This window comes from Paraburkholderia hospita, from assembly GCF_002902965.1.
Classification (GTDB): domain Bacteria; phylum Pseudomonadota; class Gammaproteobacteria; order Burkholderiales; family Burkholderiaceae; genus Paraburkholderia; species Paraburkholderia hospita.
Genome location: NZ_CP026106.1, coordinates 463,585 through 489,264, shown reverse-complemented (window position 1 = coordinate 489,264; position 25,680 = coordinate 463,585). Strand labels below are relative to the sequence as shown.

The 25,680-nt window shown below is 60.4% G+C and carries 25 protein-coding genes; 4 read left to right on the top strand and 21 right to left on the bottom strand.

The features are described 5' to 3' along the window. Position 1 precedes the first annotated feature (1 nt). On the bottom strand, positions 2 to 589 hold the full coding sequence (locus C2L64_RS20605; RefSeq protein WP_007590254.1) for a hypothetical protein: 588 nt from the start codon (positions 587 to 589) through the stop codon (positions 2 to 4). Between the two features lie 314 nt (positions 590 to 903). Then, entirely contained in the window at positions 904 to 1,245 is a 342-nt protein-coding gene (locus C2L64_RS20600; protein ID WP_007590253.1) for a hypothetical protein, read from the bottom strand. Positions 1,246 to 1,495: 250 nt separating this feature from the next. Between C2L64_RS20600 and C2L64_RS20595 the strand changes: the two genes are divergently transcribed. Continuing rightward, positions 1,496 to 1,756: a hypothetical protein gene (locus tag C2L64_RS20595; RefSeq protein ID WP_007590252.1), complete on the top strand. Its 261-nt coding sequence runs from the start codon at positions 1,496 to 1,498 to the stop codon at positions 1,754 to 1,756. Between the two features lie 314 nt (positions 1,757 to 2,070). Further along, complete coding sequence (hpnJ, locus tag C2L64_RS20590; protein WP_007590250.1) at positions 2,071 to 3,492, top strand: hopanoid biosynthesis associated radical SAM protein HpnJ; 1,422 nt, start codon at positions 2,071 to 2,073, stop codon at positions 3,490 to 3,492. 418 nt (positions 3,493 to 3,910) lie between these two features. Here hpnJ and C2L64_RS20585 read toward each other — a convergent pair whose 3' ends face one another. The 3 genes from C2L64_RS20585 to hpnI are packed head-to-tail and all read right to left on the bottom strand — an operon-like array spanning position 3,911 to position 6,515. Further along, a complete protein-coding gene (locus tag C2L64_RS20585) occupies positions 3,911 to 4,903 on the bottom strand; it encodes a lysylphosphatidylglycerol synthase domain-containing protein (RefSeq protein ID WP_007590248.1) in 993 nt (330 codons plus the stop codon). 18 nt (positions 4,904 to 4,921) lie between these two features. Further along, the gene (locus C2L64_RS20580) at positions 4,922 to 5,296 is read right to left on the bottom strand and encodes a lysylphosphatidylglycerol synthase domain-containing protein (protein ID WP_322789418.1); all 375 of its coding nucleotides are present in this window, start codon (positions 5,294 to 5,296) and stop codon (positions 4,922 to 4,924) included. Beyond that, the gene (gene hpnI, locus C2L64_RS20575; protein WP_007590246.1) at positions 5,280 to 6,515 is read right to left on the bottom strand and encodes a bacteriohopanetetrol glucosamine biosynthesis glycosyltransferase HpnI; all 1,236 of its coding nucleotides are present in this window, start codon (positions 6,513 to 6,515) and stop codon (positions 5,280 to 5,282) included. The genes C2L64_RS20580 and hpnI overlap by 17 nt, the downstream gene beginning before the upstream one ends. 862 nt (positions 6,516 to 7,377) lie before the next feature. Between hpnI and C2L64_RS20570 the strand changes: the two genes are divergently transcribed. Further along, a complete protein-coding gene (locus C2L64_RS20570; protein ID WP_007590245.1) occupies positions 7,378 to 7,782 on the top strand; it encodes a cupin domain-containing protein in 405 nt (134 codons plus the stop codon). Between the two features lie 175 nt (positions 7,783 to 7,957). Here C2L64_RS20570 and C2L64_RS20565 read toward each other — a convergent pair whose 3' ends face one another. Then, entirely contained in the window at positions 7,958 to 8,245 is a 288-nt protein-coding gene (locus C2L64_RS20565) for a DUF1330 domain-containing protein (protein ID WP_007590239.1), read from the bottom strand. 153 nt (positions 8,246 to 8,398) lie between these two features. Between C2L64_RS20565 and C2L64_RS53315 the strand changes: the two genes are divergently transcribed. Beyond that, positions 8,399 to 8,554, top strand: coding sequence for a hypothetical protein (locus tag C2L64_RS53315; RefSeq protein ID WP_007590237.1), 156 nt, complete (start codon positions 8,399 to 8,401; stop codon positions 8,552 to 8,554). A 319-nt stretch (positions 8,555 to 8,873) separates the two neighbouring features. Here C2L64_RS53315 and C2L64_RS20550 read toward each other — a convergent pair whose 3' ends face one another. The 15 genes from C2L64_RS20550 to C2L64_RS20480 all read right to left on the bottom strand — a co-directional run bounded on the left by C2L64_RS20550 (position 8,874) and on the right by C2L64_RS20480 (position 25,211). Further along, on the bottom strand, positions 8,874 to 10,835 hold the full coding sequence (locus C2L64_RS20550; protein ID WP_238554803.1) for a sigma-54-dependent Fis family transcriptional regulator: 1,962 nt from the start codon (positions 10,833 to 10,835) through the stop codon (positions 8,874 to 8,876). Between the two features lie 317 nt (positions 10,836 to 11,152). Further along, positions 11,153 to 12,472: an Nramp family divalent metal transporter gene (locus C2L64_RS20545; RefSeq protein WP_007590231.1), complete on the bottom strand. Its 1,320-nt coding sequence runs from the start codon at positions 12,470 to 12,472 to the stop codon at positions 11,153 to 11,155. 62 nt (positions 12,473 to 12,534) lie between these two features. Then, a complete protein-coding gene (locus C2L64_RS20540) occupies positions 12,535 to 12,741 on the bottom strand; it encodes a hypothetical protein (protein WP_039901779.1) in 207 nt (68 codons plus the stop codon). Positions 12,742 to 12,832: 91 nt separating this feature from the next. Continuing rightward, positions 12,833 to 14,470 (bottom strand): molecular chaperone GroEL, encoded by a 1,638-nt coding sequence (gene groEL / locus C2L64_RS20535; RefSeq protein ID WP_007590228.1) that lies wholly within the window; start codon positions 14,468 to 14,470, stop codon positions 12,833 to 12,835. Between the two features lie 44 nt (positions 14,471 to 14,514). Further along, the gene (locus C2L64_RS20530) at positions 14,515 to 15,354 is read right to left on the bottom strand and encodes a metal-sulfur cluster assembly factor (RefSeq protein WP_007590226.1); all 840 of its coding nucleotides are present in this window, start codon (positions 15,352 to 15,354) and stop codon (positions 14,515 to 14,517) included. Then, positions 15,351 to 16,376, bottom strand: a complete 1,026-nt coding sequence (locus C2L64_RS20525) for an amidohydrolase family protein (protein ID WP_007590225.1) — start codon at positions 16,374 to 16,376, stop codon at positions 15,351 to 15,353. Before C2L64_RS20525 ends, C2L64_RS20530 begins: the two co-directional genes overlap by 4 nt. Positions 16,377 to 16,454: 78 nt before the next feature. After that, positions 16,455 to 16,808: an MmoB/DmpM family protein gene (locus tag C2L64_RS20520; RefSeq protein ID WP_007590215.1), complete on the bottom strand. Its 354-nt coding sequence runs from the start codon at positions 16,806 to 16,808 to the stop codon at positions 16,455 to 16,457. A 43-nt stretch (positions 16,809 to 16,851) separates the two neighbouring features. Next, positions 16,852 to 17,937: a ferritin family protein gene (locus C2L64_RS20515; protein WP_007590210.1), complete on the bottom strand. Its 1,086-nt coding sequence runs from the start codon at positions 17,935 to 17,937 to the stop codon at positions 16,852 to 16,854. A 62-nt stretch (positions 17,938 to 17,999) separates the two neighbouring features. After that, the gene (locus C2L64_RS20510; protein ID WP_079487335.1) at positions 18,000 to 19,082 is read right to left on the bottom strand and encodes an NADH:ubiquinone reductase (Na(+)-transporting) subunit F; all 1,083 of its coding nucleotides are present in this window, start codon (positions 19,080 to 19,082) and stop codon (positions 18,000 to 18,002) included. A gap of 59 nt (positions 19,083 to 19,141) precedes the next feature. Next, entirely contained in the window at positions 19,142 to 20,812 is a 1,671-nt protein-coding gene (locus tag C2L64_RS20505) for an aromatic/alkene/methane monooxygenase hydroxylase/oxygenase subunit alpha (protein WP_007590207.1), read from the bottom strand. Positions 20,813 to 21,466: 654 nt separating this feature from the next. Beyond that, entirely contained in the window at positions 21,467 to 21,670 is a 204-nt protein-coding gene (locus tag C2L64_RS20500; protein ID WP_007590206.1) for a hypothetical protein, read from the bottom strand. Between the two features lie 41 nt (positions 21,671 to 21,711). Beyond that, a complete protein-coding gene (locus tag C2L64_RS20495) occupies positions 21,712 to 22,806 on the bottom strand; it encodes a WD40 repeat domain-containing protein (protein ID WP_007590205.1) in 1,095 nt (364 codons plus the stop codon). Next, a complete protein-coding gene (locus C2L64_RS20490; RefSeq protein ID WP_007590203.1) occupies positions 22,803 to 23,825 on the bottom strand; it encodes a CobW family GTP-binding protein in 1,023 nt (340 codons plus the stop codon). The genes C2L64_RS20495 and C2L64_RS20490 overlap by 4 nt, the downstream gene beginning before the upstream one ends. After that, positions 23,822 to 24,100 (bottom strand): hypothetical protein, encoded by a 279-nt coding sequence (locus C2L64_RS20485; protein WP_007590202.1) that lies wholly within the window; start codon positions 24,098 to 24,100, stop codon positions 23,822 to 23,824. The genes C2L64_RS20490 and C2L64_RS20485 overlap by 4 nt, the downstream gene beginning before the upstream one ends. 67 nt (positions 24,101 to 24,167) lie before the next feature. Further along, positions 24,168 to 25,211, bottom strand: coding sequence for an NAD(P)-dependent alcohol dehydrogenase (locus tag C2L64_RS20480; RefSeq protein ID WP_007590200.1), 1,044 nt, complete (start codon positions 25,209 to 25,211; stop codon positions 24,168 to 24,170). Positions 25,212 to 25,680 lie beyond the last annotated feature (469 nt).

Below are 25,680 nucleotides of genomic sequence, written 5' to 3'. Positions count from 1 at the left end.
GTCAGTACCAACCGAAGCTTTGCGCCATCAGTTGCCACTGATCGGCATTATCGCTGCCCGACGGCGCGGAAAGCGTCAGTGTCGCGAGCTTGCCGTCCTTCGAGAAAAGGTAGCGCGCATTCTCCCGACGGATGGCCTCGTTGCTAACCGGGTTGCGTGCCGAACCCGACGCATAGGTAACAACGAAGGCGTTGCCCGATGGCAGCCGCACGATCTTGACATGTGACACGTGCACATCGTTTCCGGACCGCTGAAGTTCGCGCACCTCATGGGACTTCACGTCTTCGAGCGTCAATGGGCGCGTCCGCGAACCGACAGTTACCGAGATCCGGTTGTACCTGTTCGCGAACTCGACGGACTGCAACGTCTCCCGGCGCGCCCATCCTTCGGGGACTTTCAACGAAAACTCTAGTGGCGACCGGTACGTAACAAACACCTGGTTATCCAGAATATCCCCAAACTGATTTTTCTCCGCATCTGCAGACGGCTGCGCCATCTTGACGACCTGGGGTCGCGCCTTGCCATATGACACACCGGCACGAACGACGGCGCGGCATGCTGCGAGCAGTGACACAGCAAAGTTCTTCATCGAGTTCCTCCGTCACAGCGGCGGGGAGGTCGCCATTCGACCGGGCTGTGCCCCGCAGCCCCGTCTGGCCCATTCGACGATCGAAACGAGGTTCATGCTAGACGCGCAAAACTTAACGGATGCTTACCGGCACGACCCGCGTCGCCATCGTGCAGATTCTCACCGCGACGCGCGGCGCACGTGGTCGGCCCAGGCGACGTGCCGAGCGAGCGGGCTGCCATGCAGGTGCCGGGTGCAGATTGTGGTTCAGACAGAAGTCGACTGGCAGACGAGCGTCACGGAGATGATGCGCGGACGCTCGTCGATGACTGCTCTCAAAGGTCCCCCTCGATCGTTATGCCGGCTCTGCGAATCACTCGCAGGTAAGCGGTCGTATCGCCGACGGCAGCGGTGGCCTGCTCCGCAAGCGTCCACATGTGCGCAGACTTTTCCCCGTTCGCCATCATCGCCTCGAGAATGTCCGAATAAGCGAACCCGCGAGCCGCCGCCGCCCCGAGTACGGCATGCAGAACACATCGGGCCGCAGCCTGCGCAGCGGCCGCCGCCAGGGGCGCCCGGTATGCGAGAAAACCTGCCATGAGCAAAAATTCGACGGGACTGATCAGCTGACCGTTTCCGACAGGCACACTGTCGGTGTTATGTCGATCTTGCGTCATACGTCGCCTCCCGCTTTGGAGCATCAAGCGCGGTGAACATGCGGATTCGCGTCCTTAATGCCACCGGCTTCGCACCTGATTCTACTGCGGCCTGATTGCTATGCGCTGCCGTGCGTGCCGTATTTATGTCGAGAAAGATGTCGCATCCCCTGCGAACATAGTCGTTCTGCAAATGCAAAACACTCACGCACATGCATACCTCGTTTCCCTCGCGACAGAGAACAGCGGGCGGACGCAGTTACCCTTGTGTGTGAACGCGCTCGTACCACTGTTGGCGAACTCGACGTCGAATGAATCGCCCGCATTACCACCGAAATATTGGCAAAGATCGGCGACGCGGCGCATCGCCCACTGTGCAACGATATTCTCAACGGCGTGGACGGTCCACGAGCTTCGCGTCATCATCGATCCCGGCCATGCGTTGCGCTGTGATGCGCTGGCGAATGGCGCGAAGCTTATTGAAAGCGGCGCTCACAATTGGATTGGACTTCGCCAGGATATCGACCTGTGATCATGACCCTCGGGGCTTGACGACTTGCCGTTCGATCAGAACAACCGGCATCTGTTTCGGTGAACCTGACATCTGCTTGACATCTCTATGATTGCTGGCTGACAAAGTAGGTTCGCTGTAACACTCGACCCGGGGAAAACCCGCGCTTAGCGATGTCGAGCCGGCAAGTCGTAGTATTCTTGAGCGTCCATCGTTACCCAGTGGCAGCAGCATCCGCCTGGGTAAATCATCAAATTTCGAATATCACCGATGCCCGGCGCGTCCCTGCGAGTGACTGATCTCGCTCAAGCAGAGAATTCTCTTTGAGAGTATCTATGAAAACGTTGTTTCTGCAGGCACCTTCATATGACGGCTTCGATGGTGGAGCGGGCTCACGGTTCCAGACGAAGCGCGAAATTCGATCATTCTGGTATCCAACGTGGCTCGCCCAGCCCGCTGCGCTGGTTAAGGATAGCCGCCTCGTGGATGCTCCCGCAGACGGCCTGTCGCTGGAAACGACCCTTGACATTGCTTTGCAATACGAACTGGTTATCATTCACACGAGTTCTCCGTCGTTCCCGAGTGATGTGCAATTCGCGGAACATCTAAAACGGCGCAAGCCCACGATCCTCATCGGAATGGTCGGTGCGAAGGTAGCCGTCGATCCTCACGGCTCACTTACGGCAAGCGATGCACTTGACTTCGTGTGCCGTGAAGAATTCGACTTCACATGTCGCGACATCGCGCAGGGGCTTCCGTTCGAGTCCATTCTCGGACTCAGCTATCGTCTGCCCGACGGCACAATCAAGCACAACGAAGCCCGCCCGATTCTTGAAGACATGGACCAGCTTCCGTTCGTCGCGCCCGTCTATAAGCGCGACCTGACGACCAGAAATTACTTCAGCGGCTATCTCAAGCATCCGTACGTTTCGCTCTACACGGGGCGAGGCTGCAAATCCAGGTGCACCTTTTGTCTCTGGCCGCATACGGTCGGAGGCCATCGCTACCGCACGCGTTCGGTCGAGAACGTCCTTGAAGAAGTGAAATGGATCAGGGACAACATGCCCGAAATCAAGGAGATCATGTTCGATGACGATACCTTTACCGACCTCGCAGCGAGAGCCGAAGAGATCGCCCGCGGTCTTGGCAAGCTTGGAGTAACGTGGTCGTGCAATGCCAAAGCGAATGTACGTTATTCAACCCTGAAGGTGATGAAAGAGAACGGCTTGCGGCTCCTGCTCGTCGGCTACGAATCCGGCGACGACCAGATCCTCGTGAATGTCAAAAAGGGCCTGCGGACCGATATGGCACGCCAGTTCAGTGACGATTGCCGCAAGCTTGGCATCAAGATCCACGGTACGTTCATTCTTGGTCTCCCCGGTGAGACGCACGAAACGATCAAAAAGACGATCCAGTATGCGAAAGAGATCAACCCCCACACGATCCAGGTGTCACTCGCTGCGCCCTACCCGGGCACAGTCCTTCACAAGCAGGCAGTCGAGAATGGATGGCTTAAAGACACCAAGGTCATCACCCTGATCAATGACGCGGGCACCCAGGCGGCAACGATCGGCTATCCGCACCTGTCGCGCGAGGAGATCTATCTTGGCGTGGAGGAGTTCTACAAGCACTTTTATTTCCGGCCATCGAAGATCTGGGAAATCGTCCGCGAGATGCTGGTGAGTTGGGAAATGATGAAACGGCGTCTTCAGGAAGGCGTGGAGTTCTTCAGATTTCTGAGGACGCGTAAGGCATGAGGCCTCAGACCCCGACCCGCGGTTCTACGTGCCTCGACTTCAGCGCAGCGCGCCCCTCCGCGCCTGACGCCAGCAGGTCGCCTACGCGAAAACGCGGGGCCTGACGGAGCGACGTGCGTCCGCGCTGGTGCCCGTTGCGACTTCACGTTGAATTACGAATCGAAGCTCGCTATGCGGGACACGCGTCGCGTTGGTGCGGCCTCGTCGATTGGCGCCGCCCACTGTTTCCGTTGCGGACAATATAACTGTCAACTAGCGGCCGGAATGCACACGTACGCCTGCAGAAATATTCGCGTAATGCATTCGGACATCCCTTGACTACATCGTGAACGGAGCCGGTTATGTGCCTGCATTGACTCAAATCGTACGTGAATTCGTGCATTCGCCGCGTCGTCCGGCTCAAGCATAGGCCCCTTCCTCAGTCCGCGCCTTCAACACGGCGTGTCGACGGCAAGGCATATTCGGCCACCTGCCATGCAAGCAGGCCCGGCACATAGAACAGCAGATCGCGCACGCGCCGCGCTCCTGCGAGCGCGAGGCACGTCGGCGCGTCGAATCCGAGCAGGCCACCGATCAGCACGAAGCCGCCCTCCTGCACGCCGAGGCCCCCCGGGACCAGGAAGGCGGCGCTGCTGACGAGCTGAATCAGGGCCTCGATCACGAACGCCTGTGCGAAGGTCGCGTCTGCCCCGAGCACGTGCAGCGCGAACCAGATCTCCAGCGCATACCCCGCGCATTGCAGCGTCTGCCAGATGAGCAGATAGCGGACGACAATGCCCGTCTGCCGCCAGATCAGTTTGATGGACTGATCGATGCGTGCGGACCTGCCCACCAGGTCGACCACCTTGCCGCTCGTGATCCGGTTGAGGGTCCGTGCCGCACGCTCGAACGGCCGTGCGTGATGGACGAGCGCGAACAGCACCAGCGCCGGGGCGAGCGCCGCAATGGCCCAGGCGAGGCGGCCTGCGAAGCGCGCCACATCGGAAGACGAATGCTCGAGCACATAGCCCGCGGCGACCAAAGCAAAGAGGAGCTGGCTGATCAGCGTGAGCTGCATGTCGACGACGAGGCCCGCCGCCGCGGTTGCCGGGCGCATAGCCGCGCGCCCGAGCAGCCGGAACGAAACGATTTCGCCTCCGATGCGCGCGACGGGCAAAAGACCATTGATTGACTCGCGGATCCACACGAGCCTGAGCATTGCCGGGAATGACGGCCGCTCACGGACGCGGATCAGGGTGCGCCAGTCCCATGCATTCGCGCACATCGGCAGGATATGCAGCAAGGCTGCCAGCACGAGGCCCATGCCCGCGCCTCTCAGCAGTTGCAGCACGGCGGCAGGATGATCGTGCCACACGAGCCATAGCGCGAACGCGAGACCGCATAAGGCGGCAACACTTCCAAGGTATTTCATCTGCGGGTGCTCTCTGTTTCATGCGCCCGCGTCACTGCGGCTTCGCATATCTGCCGTAAAGCTCACTCCAGAACGCCGCAGAATCTGGAATGAAACGTGCTCCCCGCCGATACGGGCAACCGGCAGCATGCAGTTCACCGACTCGCGTATTCGGACCAGTTTCAACATCGACAGCAACGTTGGGCGGTTTGCACCACGTATCAGTGTTTGCCAGTCGCGCGCGTTGGCCAGCATTGGCAGAATGTGGGCGAACCCCGCGAGAAGCAATCCCGAGCCTGCGTCCCGCAACAGGAGGAGCACTTCTTCCGGGTGGCTGCCCCAAAGGATCACTAGCGCGAAAATCATTCCCGCAAACGCTGTCTGCTGATATGCCTGATCATCGAGATGGATCACGAGATAGGGTTGATTCTTTGGCGGATCGATTGGCGGGTGTGATTTTCAGCAACCCACGGCGGTCAACATTGAAACTCACGCCTCGCCATACAACTCGTGACGACAGAAAGCTTGCGCAAAGTATGGCGAAAGCAATGAGATCCCACAATGGCAAGAGCCAAAAATCGCGAACCGGCCGCCTCAGCGTGGTATCGATGCGGATCTGCAATAACACTCTCGCGCACAAGGCAGCGATAAGCAACCACACTGACCACATCGACGCCCCCGCGAGCAATAGCGCGAATACCGACAGTGCGACGGGATAGCTCAGCGCCGAACCGAAGTGGCCGAGTGGATCGATCCGCCGGATTGTCCTGCTCCAGCGCAACTCATGTTCGATAAGACGAGAAGCCGTGGATTCCGTGCACGCATGTCCGATCACGAATCCCGGGATGACCACCTTTTGTCCTGTCGCGCGCACAGCACACCCAATGGCGTGATCTTCCGCAAGAAAATTGGAAAACTGACGAAGCCCGCCAATCTCATCCAGAGTTTTACGACGCAGCGCGATTGTCTGCCCGAAACACGGCTTGGCCAGGCCAAGCGCGAGACCCATCGCGACACCGGGCAAGAACTGATAGTCGATGGCTCTCGCTGAAAACCTCGGCCAAAAGCCTGGATCGGGTACGCCGACGTATGCGCATGTCACAAGACCCACGCGCTCCGCCTGCAGTTCGTCCATTATTCTGCGAAGGTAATCTCGCCCCACCGACACGTCACTGTCTGCAAAAACGAAGAACTCATGAACCGCTGAAGGAAGCATGTTAAGCAGGTTGCTCACTTTCCGGTTCGAACCGTGCAACTTGCTATCGGCGACAACCGTGATATGTGCGCCCGGGTGCAGACGCCGAAGTTCCTCGACTACCTCCAATGCGGGGTCATCCGGATCATGAACTCCAAAGAGGTATTGCACCGCCCCCGGATAAACCTGTTCGCAGAAGCTCACCAGATTAGGTAGCAACGCTGTTTCCATACCACGTAGAGGCTTGATCACCGTCACAGGCGGATAGCTGGGTGCCTTGATAGTGTTCCGCGCAAAAAACGAACCCACCAGCGCAATGGCCGTGACGGTGTAGGCGATTCCGAATGACGCGCAGGCACCGCAAAAATATGCAAGCGCATGTAGTGCCATTCCGACAGGCAGCAAGGTTGCAGTCGAAAACAAGGCACTCGTCGCCATTGGCGGTGGCCAGTGTGAGAATCAATGGATCGGTCGACCGTCGGCAGTAACCAAGCCGCACGGCACGCCCGAGATGCGAAAGTACGGCTTCATCACCTACCGCTCAGCACGGCGGCGGAAACACATTCATCGCGATGCTGCCGAGGTGACGGGGGTGTGTCTGATGCGTGTCAGTGTTCTCCTGTCAGGGTGGTAACGCGAGAACTCGTTTTTTGCGCCTCGACAGCGATCGTAACGGGCTTATCTGAAGGGAACATTAAGGCCGACACCCACAATATTTCCGATGCTTACGTAGCGTGGAGATGGGCGCGTTCTCGTACGCAATTAGAGTGAAATTGAAAGGTCTCCAAAAGCAGATCGTGCTTCGGTGCCCGGCCCCGTTTCTCTGCGTTTCGTCTGACTACGGGTATATCGCTCGGCGACTCCCATTCGGCATGCATCATGTCAAGGGACCGTCCTGCGACGTTAAAAGTTATTCAATGCCTGCCCTCATTAAAACTGGTGTGAGCGTGCTGCGGCGCCTGTGAGCAGGCGTCGAATAAGCCTCGAGGGAGGAAACCGCGGAGCGGTCCCATGCGGTTGGAGTCCTGGGTGGCTATGGTGGTTGATCGGCGGGGGCTAAGAAGTGTTGGGCGTGACGCGGTTAATCGATACTCCCACGCAAGTCGTCAATCATTGCGTGCGTTCGCAGCCCGGCGTTGATAGCGATGCGGGCGATAGCGAAGTAGTTCGCTTTGGAGCATGCCCCATTGTGCAAATCTCATTTGCGCAATGAGGTGGTTCTACCGCTCGGTTGTCGTGTGGCACGCTGTATTCAGTCACGGCAGACCCGGCTAGCATCCCCCACAAACCGGAGTATGAGTTGTTTAATTTCTTTGACATAGACAAGATCATCGACCAATTTCCGGACGAGGCCGATAGCACGATCGTCGACGTCTACCTGACCGATGAGCTTTCTGCTAGCTCACGACTCTTTCGTGTTTATTACCCGATTCCTCGCCACTACCACGAGACGTGCGAAGAACATCTCTACCTCCTGACCGGGAAGGTTGCCTTCTCGATCGAGGACGAGGCGCCTCGCATCCTCGCTGCGGGCCAGCTGGTGACCTTTGAGCGGAACACCATACACGCGATCACTGAAATACTCGACTCGCCAGCGGTCTTCTTTACCGTTGACGCTCCTCGTCGTGTGCCGACCGATGTCGTGTATGTGAATCCGGACGACGCGAAAATCCGGCCTTTCGTGACCCACCTGAAAACTTCCTGAAGGAATGAGCCCATCCAGCTCATCATGCGCGGGCATCGCCCCTTCTAGGCACGCCGTTGCAGATGGTGTCACCGGGTGAACGGATCGAATGTGGCTGGCACCATTACCGCGTCGACGTTTCGTAAATCTGTCAAGGCCCGCTGAGCCCCACGCGCCCGCGCATCCCCACCTTTCGTTACACGCCTTCGACAAGAACGGCGCGATAGCGTGCGCCCTTGAACCGGTGCTGTGCGACTTCCTGATACGCCGGGCCGTCGTACCACGCACGCGCGGCCGCAGTCGACGGAAACTCCACGATCACGACGCCCTCAGGCGCTTCGCCCTCAAGAACCTGTTGAGGTCCGTAGGCAGCGAGAATCTTGACAGGATGACCTTTGAAGGTCTCGCCCACCTTGCTTTGATAGATGTCGAGTTCACCCTGATCCTGCGTGCTTTCCTTCGTGAAGACAATATAAGTCGCCATGACGTACGCTCCTGCGGTGGTGTGAAGGTGCACACGATGATGCCATAAAACCGCATCGGGCCTCGATATGCAACGTCGGTGCAGATGTCGAGCCGACACCTGGGCAAGAGAATCACCCGATCCCGTCGCCACATCAAATCCAGAACGAATGTGATGCTCGGCTTCAAACGGTTCAGGAGCGCCGCGGCCACGATTTCAGGCATCAAGTTGACGCATCGCATTCACAAAGGCAAGTTCGATCTCGCGGAGCTCCGCCTCAAGGATGCCGCGGCGCGCGCTGCATGGAATGCGGCCTCGTCCGATCGATAAGGTATCCTGCCTATATGGAAATTACCAACCGGCTTACCTATTTGCATCGGAACCGTCTTCACATGCCAGGCGCGGTACTGCAGGGACAAGCTTGGTATCGATCCGGAACGCTACAACGTCAATGACGTCGACATACGCGAAGCGACTGGCTCATCGAGCTCGGACCGGGCGCCGGCGTCGCGTGCTGCACGCCGGGAGGGTTGACGCGTATCGCGGGCGGCTGCACGGCGGCTCATCTGACGGACTACTTTGGCGATTGAAGGTGCGTCATGGCGGTAGCGGCTTACGATCGCGAGGGCAATGCGCGCCACGGCGATGCTCATCCGCCGAACGGCTTGACGATACCGTCCAGTCGATAGAGCTCAAGCTTGCGGTAAAGCGTGCTGCGCGACACACCGAGTGCCCGGGCGGCCTGCGCAAGATTTCCGCCCGCGCTGCGCACGGCGCGGGCGATGGCCAGACGCTCAGTGTCCTCCAGACTTGTCGACTGATCGGGCAATGGCGGCACAACGCTGACGGTCGCCGTTTCGTCGAGTAGCTCAGCAGGTAACTCGTCGAGCGATACCACTTCCTCGTTGGACGTCAACAACAGATTCTCGATCACATTGCGTATCTCTCTCACGTTGCCCGGCCAGGAATAGGCACGCAGCACCGCCATGATCTCGGCACTCAATCGCCGCTCGGCAACGCCGTGGCGCTGAGCAAGACGCCGGTTGAAATGCTCGACGAGCAGATCGATATCGATGTCCCGCTCGCGCAGCGGCGGAATGCGCAGGCGCGTAACGCTGATACGGTAATAGAGATCGCGGCGGAAGTGGCCCGACTCGACCTCTTCGCGCAGATTACGATTGGTCATCGCCAGCAGGCGCACGTCGACGTGTCGCGGCTGCGTGTCCCCCAGCCGATAAATGACGCCCTCTTCGAGCGCGCGCAACAGGACCGGTTGTAGTTCGAGCGGCATCTCACCAATTTCGTCGAGGCATAGTGTGCCTCCATGAGCCAGTTCAAACCGGCCAGGGCGCCCCTCTGCAGTGGCGCCGGTAAAAGCGCCGCGCACGTGACCGAACAGTTCGCTGGCGATCAGTTCTTTCGATGCGGCTCCGCAGTTGTAAGCGACGAAAGGTCCGCCCCCCCCTTCTTCGCCATGTATCGCGCGCGCGAACAGCTCTTTGCCGACGCCGGTTTCCCCCTCGATCAGGACGGGCACCCGTCTGCGTGCAAGCTGCCGCCCACGCTTGACGGCGGCCTGCATCGCTGTACTTTGCCCCTGGATCTGTGCGAAGCAGCTGCGCTGCGGATCGGCCTCGCCACTTCGCTCGGCAATCCGTGCGCTGACGGACCGCGCCCGCGCGGGAACCACCAGCATCGCGCCGATCGTGCTGCCATCCACGACGACCGGGTTGAACCATTCGCTACGCAACCCTTCGGGCAAGTGCCGCGCCCAGTCTTCCACCGCGGAGCTCTCATCCATACCGGGGAAGCGCTCTCCGATGCCGACCGGCAATGACACGCGGCCAGTCGTATGCACGAGCCGACCTGCGCGATCGATCGCGATCATCCCGGTTGCGTCGGATGACGACAAACGCTGCAGGCAGAAGGCCAGCAGCCGCATATGTTCGCATGCCGCCTGCTCGGCCAGCACCATTTCGATTTGGCGCGCTGCCGTCACCGCCAGGGTGAGGTTATTGATGTGATAAGTGGTAGGCGGTCCGGAAATGTCGAGCACACCCATAATCGCGCCCGTTCCCGGTTCGCAGATGGGCGCCGCTGCGCAACTCCACGACTTGATGCCTTCACAGAAGTGTTCCGAACCATGGATGTAAGTCGGCTGACGGGTGGCGAGCGCGGTGCCGATGCCGTTGGTCCCGGCCTGGCCCTCACGCCAGTCGCCGCCAACTGTTAAATGGATTTTCTCGCCAGCTGCCAGTGTACGCAGATCGCCTGCAGCCTTGAGGATGACACCGTCCTGATTGGTCAGCAGCAGCATCGAATGCGAATCGGCGAAAAGATCCGCGGTCACGGTGAAAAGACGTTCGGAGGCCGCCAACAACTCACGATGGCGCCAGGACAACGCCGCGAGTGCGTCGCCATGTACCGCGAATGGTGCGGATCCCGCTGTGGGGCTGACTCCTGATCGCAAACTGCGTTGCCAGGAGTCGATCAGAGCCGAGGGAGCGGACGTCGACGCCTCGCCCGCCAGAAAACGCTCCCATGCAAGCATCGTGACCCTGTCGGAGTGACGGGCGTTCGCACGCTGCGCGTTGGCTACTATGCTGCGCATAGTAGCGTGGTCGCCTAGACCCGACATGCCATGCTGGTGTCTCGCCACAACTCTCCTCCTATGCGGTCAGACAGCGAAGAAGCGGCTCTAGGGCAGCCTTCGACGTGCCTCGCAGGAATGTCGCGCCTTAGGTTTTTCGGTGTTGGATAAAGCAACCCGGCATCGCGATCGCTGAACAGTATAGGCCTACATCTTCATCCAGTCAGTTCGCGAAAACCCGCCGGGCATCGCTGCCTCAAGATTTTGCTGTCTGTTTGCCTGCCGACAGAGCCACGTCCAATATCAATCTCTTTATAGTTGCGTTAGTTGGCGGTGCATCAATGTGGCAGCCCGGCAATGTCGACGCCGAACGTCTGCAGCACCAGTATCACGTTGAACGACAGGACCGCGAGCGCCGCCAGCGTCGCAAGCACGGCCACGCACTTGCGATTCCTGTACCTGCCCATCACATCCTCGCGGCATGTCAACCAGACCAACGCTGCCATCGGCAGCGGCAACGCAAGACTCAGCACAACCTGACTGATGACGAGCGCATGGGTCGCATTGGTGCCAAGCGCAACGACGACGAGACTCGGCACCATGGTCACGGCTCTGCGCAGCCACAAGGGAATTCGAAAACCGACGAATCCTTGCATGATCATCTGGCCCGCCATCGTGCCGACTACCGAACTCGAGATGCCCGACGCAATCAGCGATAAAAGGAATATGCACGCCGCCCCAAAGCCTAATAGCGGCGCCAGCGTGTGATACGCGCTCTCGATCTCCGCAACGTCCGGATGCCCATCGTGAAATGCACCCGCTGCCATGATGACCATCGCCATGTTGATCAGGCCGGCAATGGTTAATGCGATAACGACCTCGATGTTCGAAAATTTCAGCAGTCTTGTGCGCTCTAGCTCGGTCCTGACGGAAGCACGATGTTGCGTCAGCCCCGAATGCAAAAAGAGCGCGTGCGGCATCACGGTCGCACCTACGATGCCGACGGAAATCATCAGCGCATCCGCGTCGGGCACCTGGACGGAGAACATATTCGCGAAAGCATCCGGCCAGCCAACCGGTGTAATGAACAGTTCGGCAAGATAGGACAAGCCAATGATCCCGACCAGCGCGCCGATTACCAGTTCGAGCGGTCGAAAACCGGCGTTCTCGAACAGCAGAAGACCATACGTCACGACCGCCGTGACCATCATGCCGGCAAGCAACGGCATGTGAAACAGCAACGACAGCCCGATTGCGCCACCGAGAAACTCGGCAAGATCGGTTGCCATCGCGGCGATTTCGCTTACGCCCCACATCAGAAGCACAACCGGTTTCGGGAACCGCTCACGACACAGTTCTGCAAGGTTTCGCCCGGTGACGATTCCGAGTTTCGCCGATAACGACTGAAACAGCATGGCGATAAGGTTCGCCAGCAGTACGACCCACAGCAACGCATATCCGTAGCGGGCGCCCGCGCGAATGTTCGTCGCAAAGTTGCCCGGGTCCATATATGCAACGGAGACCACGACGGCCGGTCCCGCGAACGGCAGAAGCATCCGCGCACCGCGGCGGCGGCCGTCCAATATTTCTCTTACCGCAAGCGTCGTGCGTCCGGTTAGGGTCGTCGGTTCGACTACGCCGCGCACGCGATCGTCCAAGGTCGTCGCTCCTTGCTCGTCAAAGTCATAGGCGTGCCCCGTTCAGCAGGCAGGCATGGCGTTCACGCGATCGCGCTTCGGATTGCGTCGACGAGGCTGCGCAACAGCGGAGTGCTCGCTGCGCTCACATCGGTCATCAGAAGAACCGCGCCGCAAAGCGTAATTGACCAGCCCAATGTGAGCTTGAGCAGGCGGGGCGCTGACATCGCGCCCGCGCGGCGTACCGTCGGCGCCCGTGTGTTGTCGTGTGAGGCCAGTTTCATAGCCATTGCTGTCTCCTTCCATGGGTGGCCGCCCGATCCACGCCGGGCGCGCCCTTTCTTTAGCCGGTCTTCGACGCGAAGACCGGTTACCGTGCGACTACTTGCGGCCGAGCAATTCGGCCCCCGCGCCTAGCGCCGGCCCCGCAGTAGGATCGATCGTGTCCGGCTTTTTCGCAATCAGCGTCTGCGTGGTGAGGATGAGTCCGGCGACCGAGGCCGCGTTGCGCACCGCGCTGTAACTGACCTTCACAGGATCGATGATGCCGGCCGCCTTCAGGTCGACGAACGAACCCGTGCGCGCATCGAGGCCCATGTCGGGTTTCACTCGCACCGCTTCGCCGACGATCGCCGTTCCGTCAAGGCCGCAATTCGTCGCGATGTGATACAGCGGTTTCGCGAGCACGCGTTGCAGCAACCTCACGCCCTGCTGCCTGCTGCCATGCGTCCGTGCAATGACGCCTTCGAGTTCGGAGGACACCCGCAGCAGCGCCATCCCGCCTCCCGGCACGACGCCCTCGGCGATCGCCGCGCGCGCCGCGTTGATCGCATCTTCGATCAGATGAAGGCGGCGCTTCTGTTCGACGGGCGTTGCTCCGCCCGCCAGAATGAGCGCAGTGCCACCCGATAGCTTGGCGAGGCGCACCTGAAACTTGTCCCGCTCCACATTCTCGGGGGCCATCTCATACTGGCGCGCCACCTGCTGGCGACGCGCGGCGACGGCGCCCGGATCGCCGCCGCCGGCTGAGATGATGGTCTGGTTCGACGATATGCGGACCTGCCGCGCGCTGCCGAGATCGCGCAATTCCGTGGCTTCGAGCCTGCCACCCAGATCCCGCGCGATCACCCGTCCGCCCGTGACGATGGCGATATCCTCGAGCATCGCTTTGCGCCAATGCCCGTACTCCGGCGGATGGATCGCCGCGACGGGACCGCCGCCCTTGTCCCGCCACGCGAGCAAGGTCATGACGCAAGCGGGCGCGACCTCTTCTGCGATGATCAGCAACGGGCGCTTGCTCTGCGAAGCGAGCGCCTGAAGCGCCGCCACTTCTTCCAGCGACTGCAGCCGCTGGTCGGTCATCAGAATGAGTGGGTTATCGAGCACCACCTGCATTCTTTCGATGTCCGTGACCATGTGATGGGAAAGGTAGCCGCGATCGAATGCCATCCCGTCGACGACTTCCAGACGCGTTTCGACGGTGGTGCCGTACTCGACGTCGACGATGCCATCGGGGCCCACGCGCTCCAGCGCTTCGGCAACCATCTTGCCGGTGACTTCGTCATTAGCTGCGACCACGGCAACCGCGCATACCTCTTCAGTGCCGTGCAGCGGCGTCGCGGCGCGCTTGAGCGCCGCAATCACCTCGTCCACCGCGATCTCCAGGCCCTGCACCAGTTCAACGGGGTTGGCGCCCTCGGCAAGGCACGCCAGCCCGTCCTGGACCAATGCGTCGGCTAGCACGGTGGCCGTGGTCGTGCCGTCGCCGGCAACCTCGTTGGTTTGTTTCGACACTTCGCGCACCACCTGCGCACCGATATTCTCGAATGGGTCTTCCAGTTCGATTTCGTTGGCGATGCTCACCCCGTCGCGCGAGATGATCGGCGAGCCGATCGGCCGGTCGATGATGGCGTTCATCCCGCGAGGGCCGAGCGTACCCCGCACCGCCTTGGCCAGCTTCGCGACTCCGCGGCCCAGCGCCAAACGAGCCTCGTCGTCATGCAGCATGATGTTCGGCATGATCCTGCTCCTCCTGTCCCAGTTATTCTGGATCGCTCTCTATTTCAAATGGACCCGGCTGTCTTCCCGGTCGTCTGTGCAAACCCGTCGTCGCGCTTCAAGTCGCCGGCACGAACGAAGCGCACCGGTTTGATGTCACCCTGCGGCGCGCCTGCGTCTCCGTAACGCGCCGCCAGCAAACCCCGGCACAATGCGCCGTTGAATTCCGCGTTGACGCCGATCCGCCGCAGCGCACGCAGGTAGCCGGGCAGCACGTCGGCATCGAGCGATGCGCCGCTGCTGTCGACAAAGGCCAGTTCGTTGGCCCGCGCCACATCGCTGGCGTGGCGCGCGACGACAAAGCGCCGCTCCAGATAGCGGTCGAGGAGCCGCGGACTGGCGAGATGGTCCGGCAGTTCAGCGAGTTCCGCGACCTTCATGCGCACCGCCACTGCAGGTTCAAGGCCGTGTTCGAGCAGCGACGTCAGCAGGGCTTCCTGCCGCCGCTGAAAGGCCTTGATCAGGAACGTCCGGCGGACTTCTTCAAGTTCGCCGCTGGCCTCATCGCCAAAGGTGTGCTGAAACGACAGGCCCGCCGCCACGCCACGGTTGATTGCGTCGGCGTACATATGCTCGCCCAGCCCAACCGTGACCTTCGTCACCCACGGCAAGCCTGCTACGGCGCGGCGCATGTCGTCGGCCATCAGGTACGCGAAGTTGGCGGCGCACCAGTAAGTCGGCAGCCGGAAGCCGATCTGTACGCCTCCGCCCGCATCCACGTCGACACGCGTCACAAAACCCAGCTCGGTCACCGGTTCGTCCAGTTCGGGATCGGTGACCGACTGGAGCTGGGCCCACACTTGTGCTGACCGATCGGCGGCGGGCCTTGAGGCGATGATGCTCATACGCCGACCGGCACCGGCTGCCGGGTCTCAACGAGCACCTTCTTCTGCGCGTCGACGTCGATGCCGTACAGCCGCGCCGCATTGAGCCCGAGGATCTTCTTCTTGGCCGCAAGCGACAGTTGAACGCCCGTTTCCTTGCTCACGCTTTCCGGCAACTCGAACGCCATGAATTTCTCGATCAGCCATTTGGGCGACCAGATACCGTAGTCGCTGCCGTACAGGATCTTGTCCTCGCCGATCCAGAACAGCAGTTCCGAGATCACATGCGCGAAGTACTCGGGACGGGTGTGAATGAACGGCAACACCACCGCGAGACCACCGTAGACGTTGGTTTCCTGCGTCGCGATCCAGCAGAAATCGTCAAGACGCGGCAGGCCGCAATGTTCGACAATGAAGTTCAGGTTCTGGAAGCTGGTGGCCGCGTCGTCGACATCGGCAACGTCAAACGCGTCGCGGTTCAGCGGCAGGATAGTCGGGCCCTTGTGGACGTGGATGTTGCGGATGCCCAGCTTCTCGCAGCGTTCGAGGTATCGCTGCACGCCTGGGTCCGACAGCTTGTAGCCCTTGCTGTCGCCGCGCCATTCGGCCGTATAGAGCTTGACCCCCTGGATCTTGTAGAGTTCGGAAAGCTCATCCAGGCGATCGAGACCCGCCTCGCCGTCGCGCGGATCGAATGCGCCATTGACGATGAACCGGTGCGGGTACTTCTTCTTCAGCACATAGTTGCTTTCGGTCGTATTGAAACCGTTCTTGTAGAAGTCGATCAGATAGGTCGGCTGACAGATCGCCATATCGTCATAACCCGTGACGAACAGGTCTTCATACATGGCTTCCTCGCCGTACTTGTCGAACTTGTCCTTGGGCCACAAGTATTCCTTCGGGCTCAGGTTCGAGTGATACGCATAGAAGCAATCGATGAACTGCTGGCCATGTACGTTTTTCACGTTGGCCTTGCTGCCGTCCCATAGGTGGACGTGTCCGTCGATGATGAAAATCTCTTCACCGTCTGTGGTTCGATACATGGCTATTGTCTCCGTGGTTGTGTGCGCGGCCTTCCGCATATGCAGGCGCCGGCCGCGATTCGAGGTGGCACGGCGTGCTCATTCGTAGGCCATCGCGTCGTCCATATTGCCGAACAGGACGACCGTCTCGTCATCGATCATCACCATTCGCCCGTAGTGGGTCGAAGTGGATATCTCAAACAGATGCGGGGTCATTTCGCGACCTAGCGCTTCGCTGATCTCACCCATCTTGAATTCGATCTTGCCCTGCCCATCGATGCGAATCATCGCGGGCAGATAAGTCACCGTGATGCCCGGCTTGTGGCCCATCAGTTCGGCGATCGCACGCGCCTCGACGCTGTCGTTCATCGTGACGCCGCATTGATGGGAAATCGTCTGCTCGAAGCGAACGTCCTTCATCGACTTGAAGATATTGTCGGTATGCACTGACATTGCGTACTCCTCTTGCGGTTAGGTCGTATGGGCAGGAAACCGCTCAGGCCTGAATTGCCAATGGAAAGTGGATGCCGATTTCTCTGGCGATCATCTCGGCCCGCTCGATCGAGTTGCTCAGACAATCGTTGAACTGCGCCGTTTTGACATGCGGGATCGACCAGATCGGCTGAAGCTGCTTCGCTGCGGAAGAGGCCAGCGCGCCGTGCTTTTCGAGCCATTCGCCGAACAGCTTGCGGTTGCTTTCGCCGTGCTTCGGATCGTTGGCAAGCATATGGAACAGTTCAACAGCGTTGGCCAGATTTCGCTCGTAGTCGCCCTCTGCTGCGGACACCACCGTGGGTGTCAGGAAGTCGTTCTGCGCAGCGGCCACCTGCATGATGAAACCGCTACGAAACAGATCGGCAACCAGCGGCTCGAATACGACGTTCACTGCAAAGTACTTTTCGAGGAAGTCAGTCGCGCCGCCGATAGCCTCGACCGCCCGCCGCGTTTCCTGCCAGATCGGATCGGTCAGCCAATGCACCTTGCCGGCGTCGAGATCCACGTTTGGCAGGTCCAGTGCGATCTCGCCGAGGTAGAGGGTCAAGTCCTGAGCGAACCGCAGCTTGTACGATGCGTTCGTCAGAATCGCGCTGTTGATCATCTGCGTGTAGCCGTAGCGCTGCGCATGCATGGTTGAGGTGCCCAGACCGAACTCCGCATGCTTGTATGCGCCCAGATGCTGCTCCAGCACCTTGACCCAGGTCTTGTCGAAACGCTTCACCGCACCCGATCGCCGGGCGTTGTTGACGGCGGTTGTGATCATTCCGACGATCGTCGACTGCCGCTGATAGTGCGTACGTTCCCACTCTTCGTCGACTGCGCGGAACTTGTGCCAGTCGGTACATTGCGCTGCCGTCCACGTTTCCGAGTAGGTCGGTGTGCCATCCGCGAACGCGAGGATCCAGTCCTGAAGCAGATAGCGCTTCGGATCGGGCTGAACATCGACGGTCATGTCCTCGTAGTGGGTCGCCTTGCGCCCCTTCGGCTCGAAGTAGTTGTACTTGCGGCTCTCCCAGCCGGCAAACTGGGCCGCACCAGCGGCGCCTGACTTCACCGGTGCTGATTGCTCTGGCAACGTGCTCATGTTGGTCCTCCTTCGTCCTTCAGTTATCGGAACTTCGATTGGGGGCGCCGGCAACGCGCCACTCAGCGAATGGCCTGGGTGAACTTGTCGAAATAGAGCCGCTCGGGCGAGACACCCGCCATCTGCAGGACCGGTATCACCGCATCGATCATCGGCGGCGGTCCGCAGGTGTACGCGTCGATCTCCCCTTCAAGCGATTCCTCACGCAATGTGCGGCCTAGCACCTCGTGGATGAAACCCGTCTCGCCGGTCCAGTCGTCGCCCGGCTCAGCGTCCGACAGTGCCGGAATAAAGCGGAAGTCGGGCAGCCGATTTTCGAGTTCCGCGAACTCGTCCAGATAGAACAGGTCGCGACGACTTCGCGCGCCGTAGAAAAAACGGATCGCCCGTTGCTCGCCGCTTTCCAGGTGATCGTTGAGGATCGACCACAGCGGGGACATCCCTGACCCTCCCCCGACCAGCACCATCGGTCCCGGCTGGTCTTCACGCCGAAAACAGGTGCCGTATGGTCCCTTGGCCACCAGCCTGTCGCCGGCCTTCAGGCCGCCGTCCAATTGCGACGAGAACGCGCCGTTCGGGTACTTCCTGATGATGAATTCGACTTTCCTCTCACCGTTCGGTGTGCTGGCCATCGAGAAAGACCGCGTAATACCGGGGCCCGGAAGCGTCAGGTCCACATATTGCCCAGCCCAGAAGCGCAGTGGCCGTGACAGATCCACTTCCAGCAACCGGATGTCGTGCGTCAGCGCGGTGATCCTCGTCAGCGTCGCGTCGAATTCGCCGACCGCTATCGAACGGCGCATCAGGTCTTCATCGTAGTTGAGCAGTTCGACCGTCAGATCGCTGTAGGCGAGTGTCCGGCACAACAGAATGTGATTGGTCTCGCGCTCATAATCAGGCAACGCGAATGTCGAGTACTTCTTCATCTCGACATCGCCTTCGACCAGCAGCGACTTGCAACTGCTGCACTGCCCCTCCTTGCAGCCATGCATCACCGAGATGCCCTGACGGAAAGCCGCATCGAGCACCGTCTCACCTTCCGCGACCGTCATTTCGACGCCGACCGGTTCGAACCGCACGGTATGAAATACCTTGTCGTCGCCCGCATCCGGCATGTCGATCCCCTTCTCTTGCGTGTCGCTCATCGTGCGCTCCTGACACGCCCGAAACAGGCGCATCACCTGTTCCGGACGACGTCGCTGAGTCAGTTCACCGGGTTGATCCTGAACCCGGCGCGATAGTCGGCAATGTGCTTCTCACGCTGTTCCGGTGTCATGCCACGCAGCAGAACAATCGGGCTCTGGATCGTGTGTCCCTTGACGTGGTCCAGCGTCCACATGTTCTTGTCGTCGAACCGCAGATGCGGCTGTGGCACCAACGTCTTGCCGTCGCTGCGCACGAAACCGAGATCCTTGATGCAATCGGCGAGATCCCAGCCGTGGTAGCACTCTTCCCACTCGCGGCGTCCGCTGAAGCGTCCCATCGCGGGCGTCGGACGCCCCTCGTATTCGGATGCGAACGCGACCTTGTGGGTCCAGCGGCACAACTCGGAGCAGTAGGTGTACAGCTGACCGTCCACTTCATCGACGACGAAGTCTTCGCGAATCAGACATGGCACGAGGCAACTCCAGCAGCGATGCGGATACACATAGCCGTTCTCCTGGTCGAACAGCATGTTGGTCTCGCCGGGCACGCTCTTCTTTGCATACCACTTCCAGAAGTCGCCGAATTCCGCGTACCAGCCGGGGTACTTGTGCTCGAACCACTCGAAGTCCTTTTCGGTTTGCGCTTCGATACGCCAGAAGTTGACCGGCCAGCCGACGGCGAAGAACTGCGCGACCTTGTGGACATAGTTCTGCTTGACGATGCGATCCCAGGCAGCGGCGACATCGTCGTGATGGATCTTGATGCCGTACTTTTCCAGAGGAAGCATGTAGGTGCGGTAGTAATCCTCGTAGATCCACCGGTGCCACAACTCGGCGTACGATTCCTTGTTTTTGTCGCGATCCGCGGTGCCGTATTCGATGAACGTGCCGATTGCCGCATCGACGATCGCGTGGTTTTGCCAGAAGGCATAGCGAAGGTCGCGCTCCAGCAACAGGTGATTGTCCGGGTCGTTGATGATCGACATCACCAGGGAATGGCCGTTGCCGATATGCCGACTCTCGTCTGACTGCACCGACAGAAAGACCGTCGGCAAAGCATAGTCGCCGTTGCGCGCGGCTTCCGAAGGCATCGCCACGAACAGCGTGTTGGTAAAGGCCGTCTCCGCAACAACCTGCAGAAACACGTTGGCTGCCGTCACCGCATCACCCGTCAGGAAACCTTCCGCAAACTGACGGCCGATGGTGGTCGCATAGCACTTGCCGAATGCCGCTTCCGTAATATCGAACCCGGCGGGATCGATATAGTTTTCCATGTACCACTTCTTCAGATTCATCTGGATCGTCGAATGGCGGAATTCGTCGACCATCTGCATCGTGAAGCCGGTACGCAACTCTTCACCCGGCGCGAGCCGGCCGAGCATTGCCATCGAACGCGCCGCCGAAATTTCCGGGAAAGGGATGATCGCCAGAAACAGCTTCATCCACTCGACCCAGCGCGGCTGGACGTTGCGAAACATGTCGCCGCGCAACGCCGCGTCGAGCGCGCCATAGACGCGGTTATCCTTTTCCTCCTGCATCGGGAAGTACGAGCGCAGCACCTGTTTCATCGGGTCGCGCGGCGCCTTGCTGATCTTGTAGTCCGTCGGGAAGGTCATCGCTTCCTGGACATAACTGGGCGTCCAGCCGAGATCGGCGACGCGGCGGGCAGCCTCACCGATACTGATTCCACGCTGGGACGTGATCTTGTTGAGCGTTAATCCATCAGACATTGGGCTCTCCTGGTTCCACTTCACGATTACCGTCGAACGGCGATACTTCGGGCAGGGCCGCTTAGCGCAAGGCCACTAAAGGCAGTGGTCGGCTGATGCAGCGGCCGCAGTCAATTACACGAAAACGTGGCCGCAGCCGCTGGCGAAAATTGGCGGGAGCAATGTTGAAAGCACGAGTGTCCAGATCCGTTCTTCATGAACGTGCCTCCTGTCGTTTTCATTTCGCGCTTCGGGACGTCAACGCTTTCCTGTCGACATCAGCCCTAAGAGCGATAAGCGTGCCATGTCGTTGCGCATCGTGATTGACAAGGCTCGGCGGCCTGAAGAAGCTTTAAGCGATCCCCTGCGAGGCTTCTCTGTCGTGTTATGCGACATTCGTGTTCGCCAGACCTGTCCGATGTTGGGACGCTTCCAATTCGTCGCGGCGCCTGCTTCCCCTTCTACGCATCGCCGGCTTAATGCGCAGGCCGCGATGTCTTTAAACCTGAATCTGATCGTCGCGCACCATCGGCTTCATTAGCGGTCCGCTGAAGAACAGATACGTAATCCTTATTACATTCAGGACGCCGTGTTTCAACCAGACGAATCTGCTAGATGCCGGTGTACGACTCCATGCGTCAGAGTACGCCTGCAACGTGCTCAGACACAAAGCAGCTACGGGGCAACGCCTCGCCGGCTTTCTCCCTGATAGTTCATGCCGGGAGAAGTGTCGGCAGGTTGCCTGCCCTCGGCGACGAAGCGTGCAGCGAGAACCAGTGCGCCCATCGCGAAGTCCTTGCCGTAGGCCGCAATCATCGCGTCGGCGAGCGCGCCCAACCGCTCGAAAAACAGATCCTTGGACGGGTGTGGGTCGTTCATCGTCGTCTCCTTCGTTGTATGTGGTGGCTCTCGCTGCGCGTTTACGCCGCACTGCGGAAGCGGAACAACACATCCGGCAAGAACACCAGAGCGAGTTCGCCCTCCTCCGTACCGAGCGCGAGGCGTTCTCCATCGGGCGACCAGGCGATCGCGCTAACAGGACCGCCACCGGGATTCCTGATGAAGAGCGCATCATTGCTGCCCGGTTGACATAGCAGCACCGCACCGTTGTGATAACCCACCGCGATCAGCGGATGCGCGGGGTGACAGGCAACCTGGCTGACGGGCGTCTTGCCCGCCATGCCGCACTCATGCGGCTGTCCGTCGCGGCCGGGCGGATCGAAGCGCCAGCAGACGGCACGCAATCCGCCGCTTGTGGCGAGAAAGCGACCGTCCGCGGAAAACGACAGTGAGCGCGGTTGCCCAGGATAGCCACCCATTTCGATGTCGCCGCCGTCGGAGAGACGCCAGCCGTGCAGCGCGTTCTCCTCCATGCCGCTCACCAGATAGCGGCTGTCCGGGCTCCACGCGACGGTGCGGTGATAACCGGGCCACGTCAGACGGCAGTGTTCATGCGTGTCAGCGGACCATAGCGTGACTCCGCCATGATGGGAGATGGCCAACTGCGCGCCGTCCGTATCGAAGGCAAGCGCGGTCGCCGAACCGGGCAACGTCAGCACGTCCGGCTTCGTCCCAGACAAGTGGACGCGGCGGCCGGTTGCATAGGCATAGCCTCCGGCTGAACGGGTCGTCACGAGGTCGATCCATTCGCCGCCCGTATCCACGAGTACTTCGCTGGCGCCATCGGCGGCGAGGTGGACAAGCCGGCCGTCGTCGCCACCGCTGAGAAAGCCACCTGCGCAATTGGCGGCCAGCGCGAGACAGGTGCCGTCGTGCACGCTGAAACGTCTCAGCGGTGCGGGTGGCGCTAGCGCTTGCGTGAACTCGACGCCGCCGTGCTCGCGCGGCTTGAGTCGCGGGCCACCGTCCCACGTGCCGGCAGCGAGCGCCAGCGTGCCGTCGCCCAGTGCGAATCCGGCGTATTGGCCCGCGGCGTCCCAAACAGCCGCCACCACAGGGGCCTCTGTTATCCAGCGCGCCCCAAGCAGTTCGATCAGAGTCGGCGGTGCGTTCATGAGTCGATCTCGCAGTATCGGATGCTCTCGCGCAGGTCGCGCCGGTCGAGGTTTCGACCGATGAACACCAAACGGCTGTCACGATGTTCGTCGGCTCGCCATGGCCGGTCGAAATCGGTGTCCATCGTCATGTGCACCCCCTGAAACACGAAGCGGCGCTCCGATCCCGCGAGGTCGACAATACCTTTCGCCCGCAACAGATCCCGGCCTTGTTCGACCACCAGCTGCCGCAGCCACGAGAGGAAGCGCGTGCGCTCGAGAGATGTATCGACGCGCAGCGACACGCTGTCTATCCCGTGACTGTGCCGTCCCAGATCGACAGCCGCACGCGGATTGACTGGAACATAGCGCCAGCTGCGCTCGCCGCGCGCAAACTCGCTGCCTCCAGGTTGGGGTGCGGCCAGATGCAGACGCTTGAGATCGAACGCACCGCGATCGAGCAGCGTCGAAAGCGCAACCGCGCACCTGACGCCCTGCAGCATCTCGGCAGTCGGGTTGATGCGGTGGATGGCCTCCTTCACCGACGCGAGCTCCGCTGTGCCGACAAGGTCGGCCTTATTGAGCAGCACGACGTCAGCTTGTGCGAGTTGCTCCGCTGCCTCCCGACTATCGGCCAGATGCATATGTAGATGACAGGCATCCGCGACGCAAATCACGCTGTCGAGCCGGGTGTGTTGACGGATGAGGTCGTCGACGAAGAACGTCTGAACGACGGGCGCGGGGTCCGCGAGGCCGGACATTTCAATCAGGATCCCGTCGAAACCGCTCTTGCGCCTGATCAGCCCCGACACCACGCGGATCAGATCACCACGCACCTTGCAACAGACGCAACCGTTGTTCAGTTCGACGACCTCGTCTTCAGCGCCCACGACCAGGCCGCCATCGATACCGATCGCGCCGTACTCGTTGACAATCACCGCATAGCGCCGGCCATGCTGCTCGCGCAGAATGCGATTGAGAAGCGTGGTCTTGCCGGCGCCGAGAAACCCGGTGAGAACCGTAATCGGGATCCGGTTCATTGCCAGTCCCGCCCGTTCGCACGCGGCACCGTCGCGTCGAAATCGGCCAGTTCGCTCTCGAGCCGGCCACGCTCGGATTCGATCGCCTGCAAGCTGTGCTCGGCATCGCGCAGTCGCTCCCGTAATTGCGCGATATCGTGCGTTTCATCGGGCGACGCGCCTTCGCGCTTCCCGGATTCCAGCGCACACGCCAGTTCGATCTCCGCGCCCGCGCGACGGCTCTCGCCGCGCAAGTGTCGGGAGTTGACGTCGGTCAATGCGATGACCAGACGCACGCGCTCGAAAAATAGGGGTGTTATGTTTCTCTGTGATATCACGGCCGTTCCCCTTAAGACCTATCCGCTACGGAATCAGCACAGCCCTGCCCTTCACCTTGCCATGGTGCAGGTCTTTGAGCGCCTGGTTCGCCTCACTCAGACGGTATTCGCGGGTGGCCAGATGGACGAGTCCACGATCGGCGAGCGCCATCAACTCGACGAGTTCGGCGTAGGTGCCGACCAGGTTGCCAACAATGGTCTTCTCGCTGGTGATCATGTCGATCGTCGGCAACTCGATCTTCCCGCCATAGCCGACGATGTAGTAGAACCCGGCGTTGCGGGTCATCGCGAGGCCCTTGGCAATCGCATCGCCTTCGCCGACGAAGTCGATGACCGCCTCTGCGCCGTTGCCGCCCGTCAACTCCAGAACGCTCGCCACCTCGTGGCCGTCGGCCTTGATCGTGTGGTGCGCACCGCATTCCTTCGCAAGTTGCAGCGCGACGTCGGAGCGGTCGACCACAATGATTTCGGCCGCGCACAAAGCCTTCAACACCTGGATGCCGATGTGCCCCAGACCGCCGGCGCCGATCACCACTGAGAACTGACCCGGCAGCAGATGACGCGATGCCTTTTTGGCAGCGCGATACGCAGTCAGCCCGGCGTCGGTGTAAGGCGCGACGTCCTTCGGCGCAAGCGATTTCGGCAACCTGATCAGTGAGCGTTCGCCCGTCAACAGGTACTGTGCGTAGCCGCCGTTGGCGTTGATGCCGGGAAACCGGCTGTCGGTCGCATGCATATCGTCGCCGCGCCGACATGCGAGACAATGCCCGCTTGTCACCAGCGGATGGCAGATCACCGCATCGCCAACCTTCACGCTCTCGACACCGCTTCCCACCGCTTCGACCCAGCCGGCATTCTCATGCCCCATGATATAGGGCAGCGCCACGTCCACCTTGCTGCGCCAGATACCCTCCACTACGTGGAGATCAGTTCGGCAAACACCAGCGCCACCGATACGCACGATAACGTCCGTAGTTCGTTCGATCTTCGGATCGGCGACATCTTCGTAGCGCACGAACTCGTCGCGGCTCAACGACTCGTCGTACTGATGCAGGACAGCAGCTTTCACGATGTATCTCCTCCAGGCAGGCGTTGAACGGGCGACCTGCGGACCATTGGGATCGCCTCTTCGTGAGTCAGGATTGTCATCACGATGTATCTCGATCTTTGCGAAGACGCGAGCCCCGACTGCGGCGCACAGAAGATCCGACGCAATCACGACACCGTCAGCCCATCCTTCCGGGAGATGAAATGACGCCCACTTACTGTCGGCGACCCCGTGCAGACGGACAGTGCGTACATGTCAATCCATGCTGGAGCGAAAGCAGCACCCATTCGTTTCCGCCCCGACTGCCTGCACTCGACAAGCAAGGTTCGAGTTTCAGCGTTGGGTGGAAATAACTGCCGGACTCTCGTTCCCTACAACTCTTGCGATCTTTCTCGAGTCGGTCATCATGCAACGTCTGTGCCAATGACGACGCAATCGCCACATGCGGCGCCATTGACATGAAGCGCAAGGGAAACCACACGTGGATGAC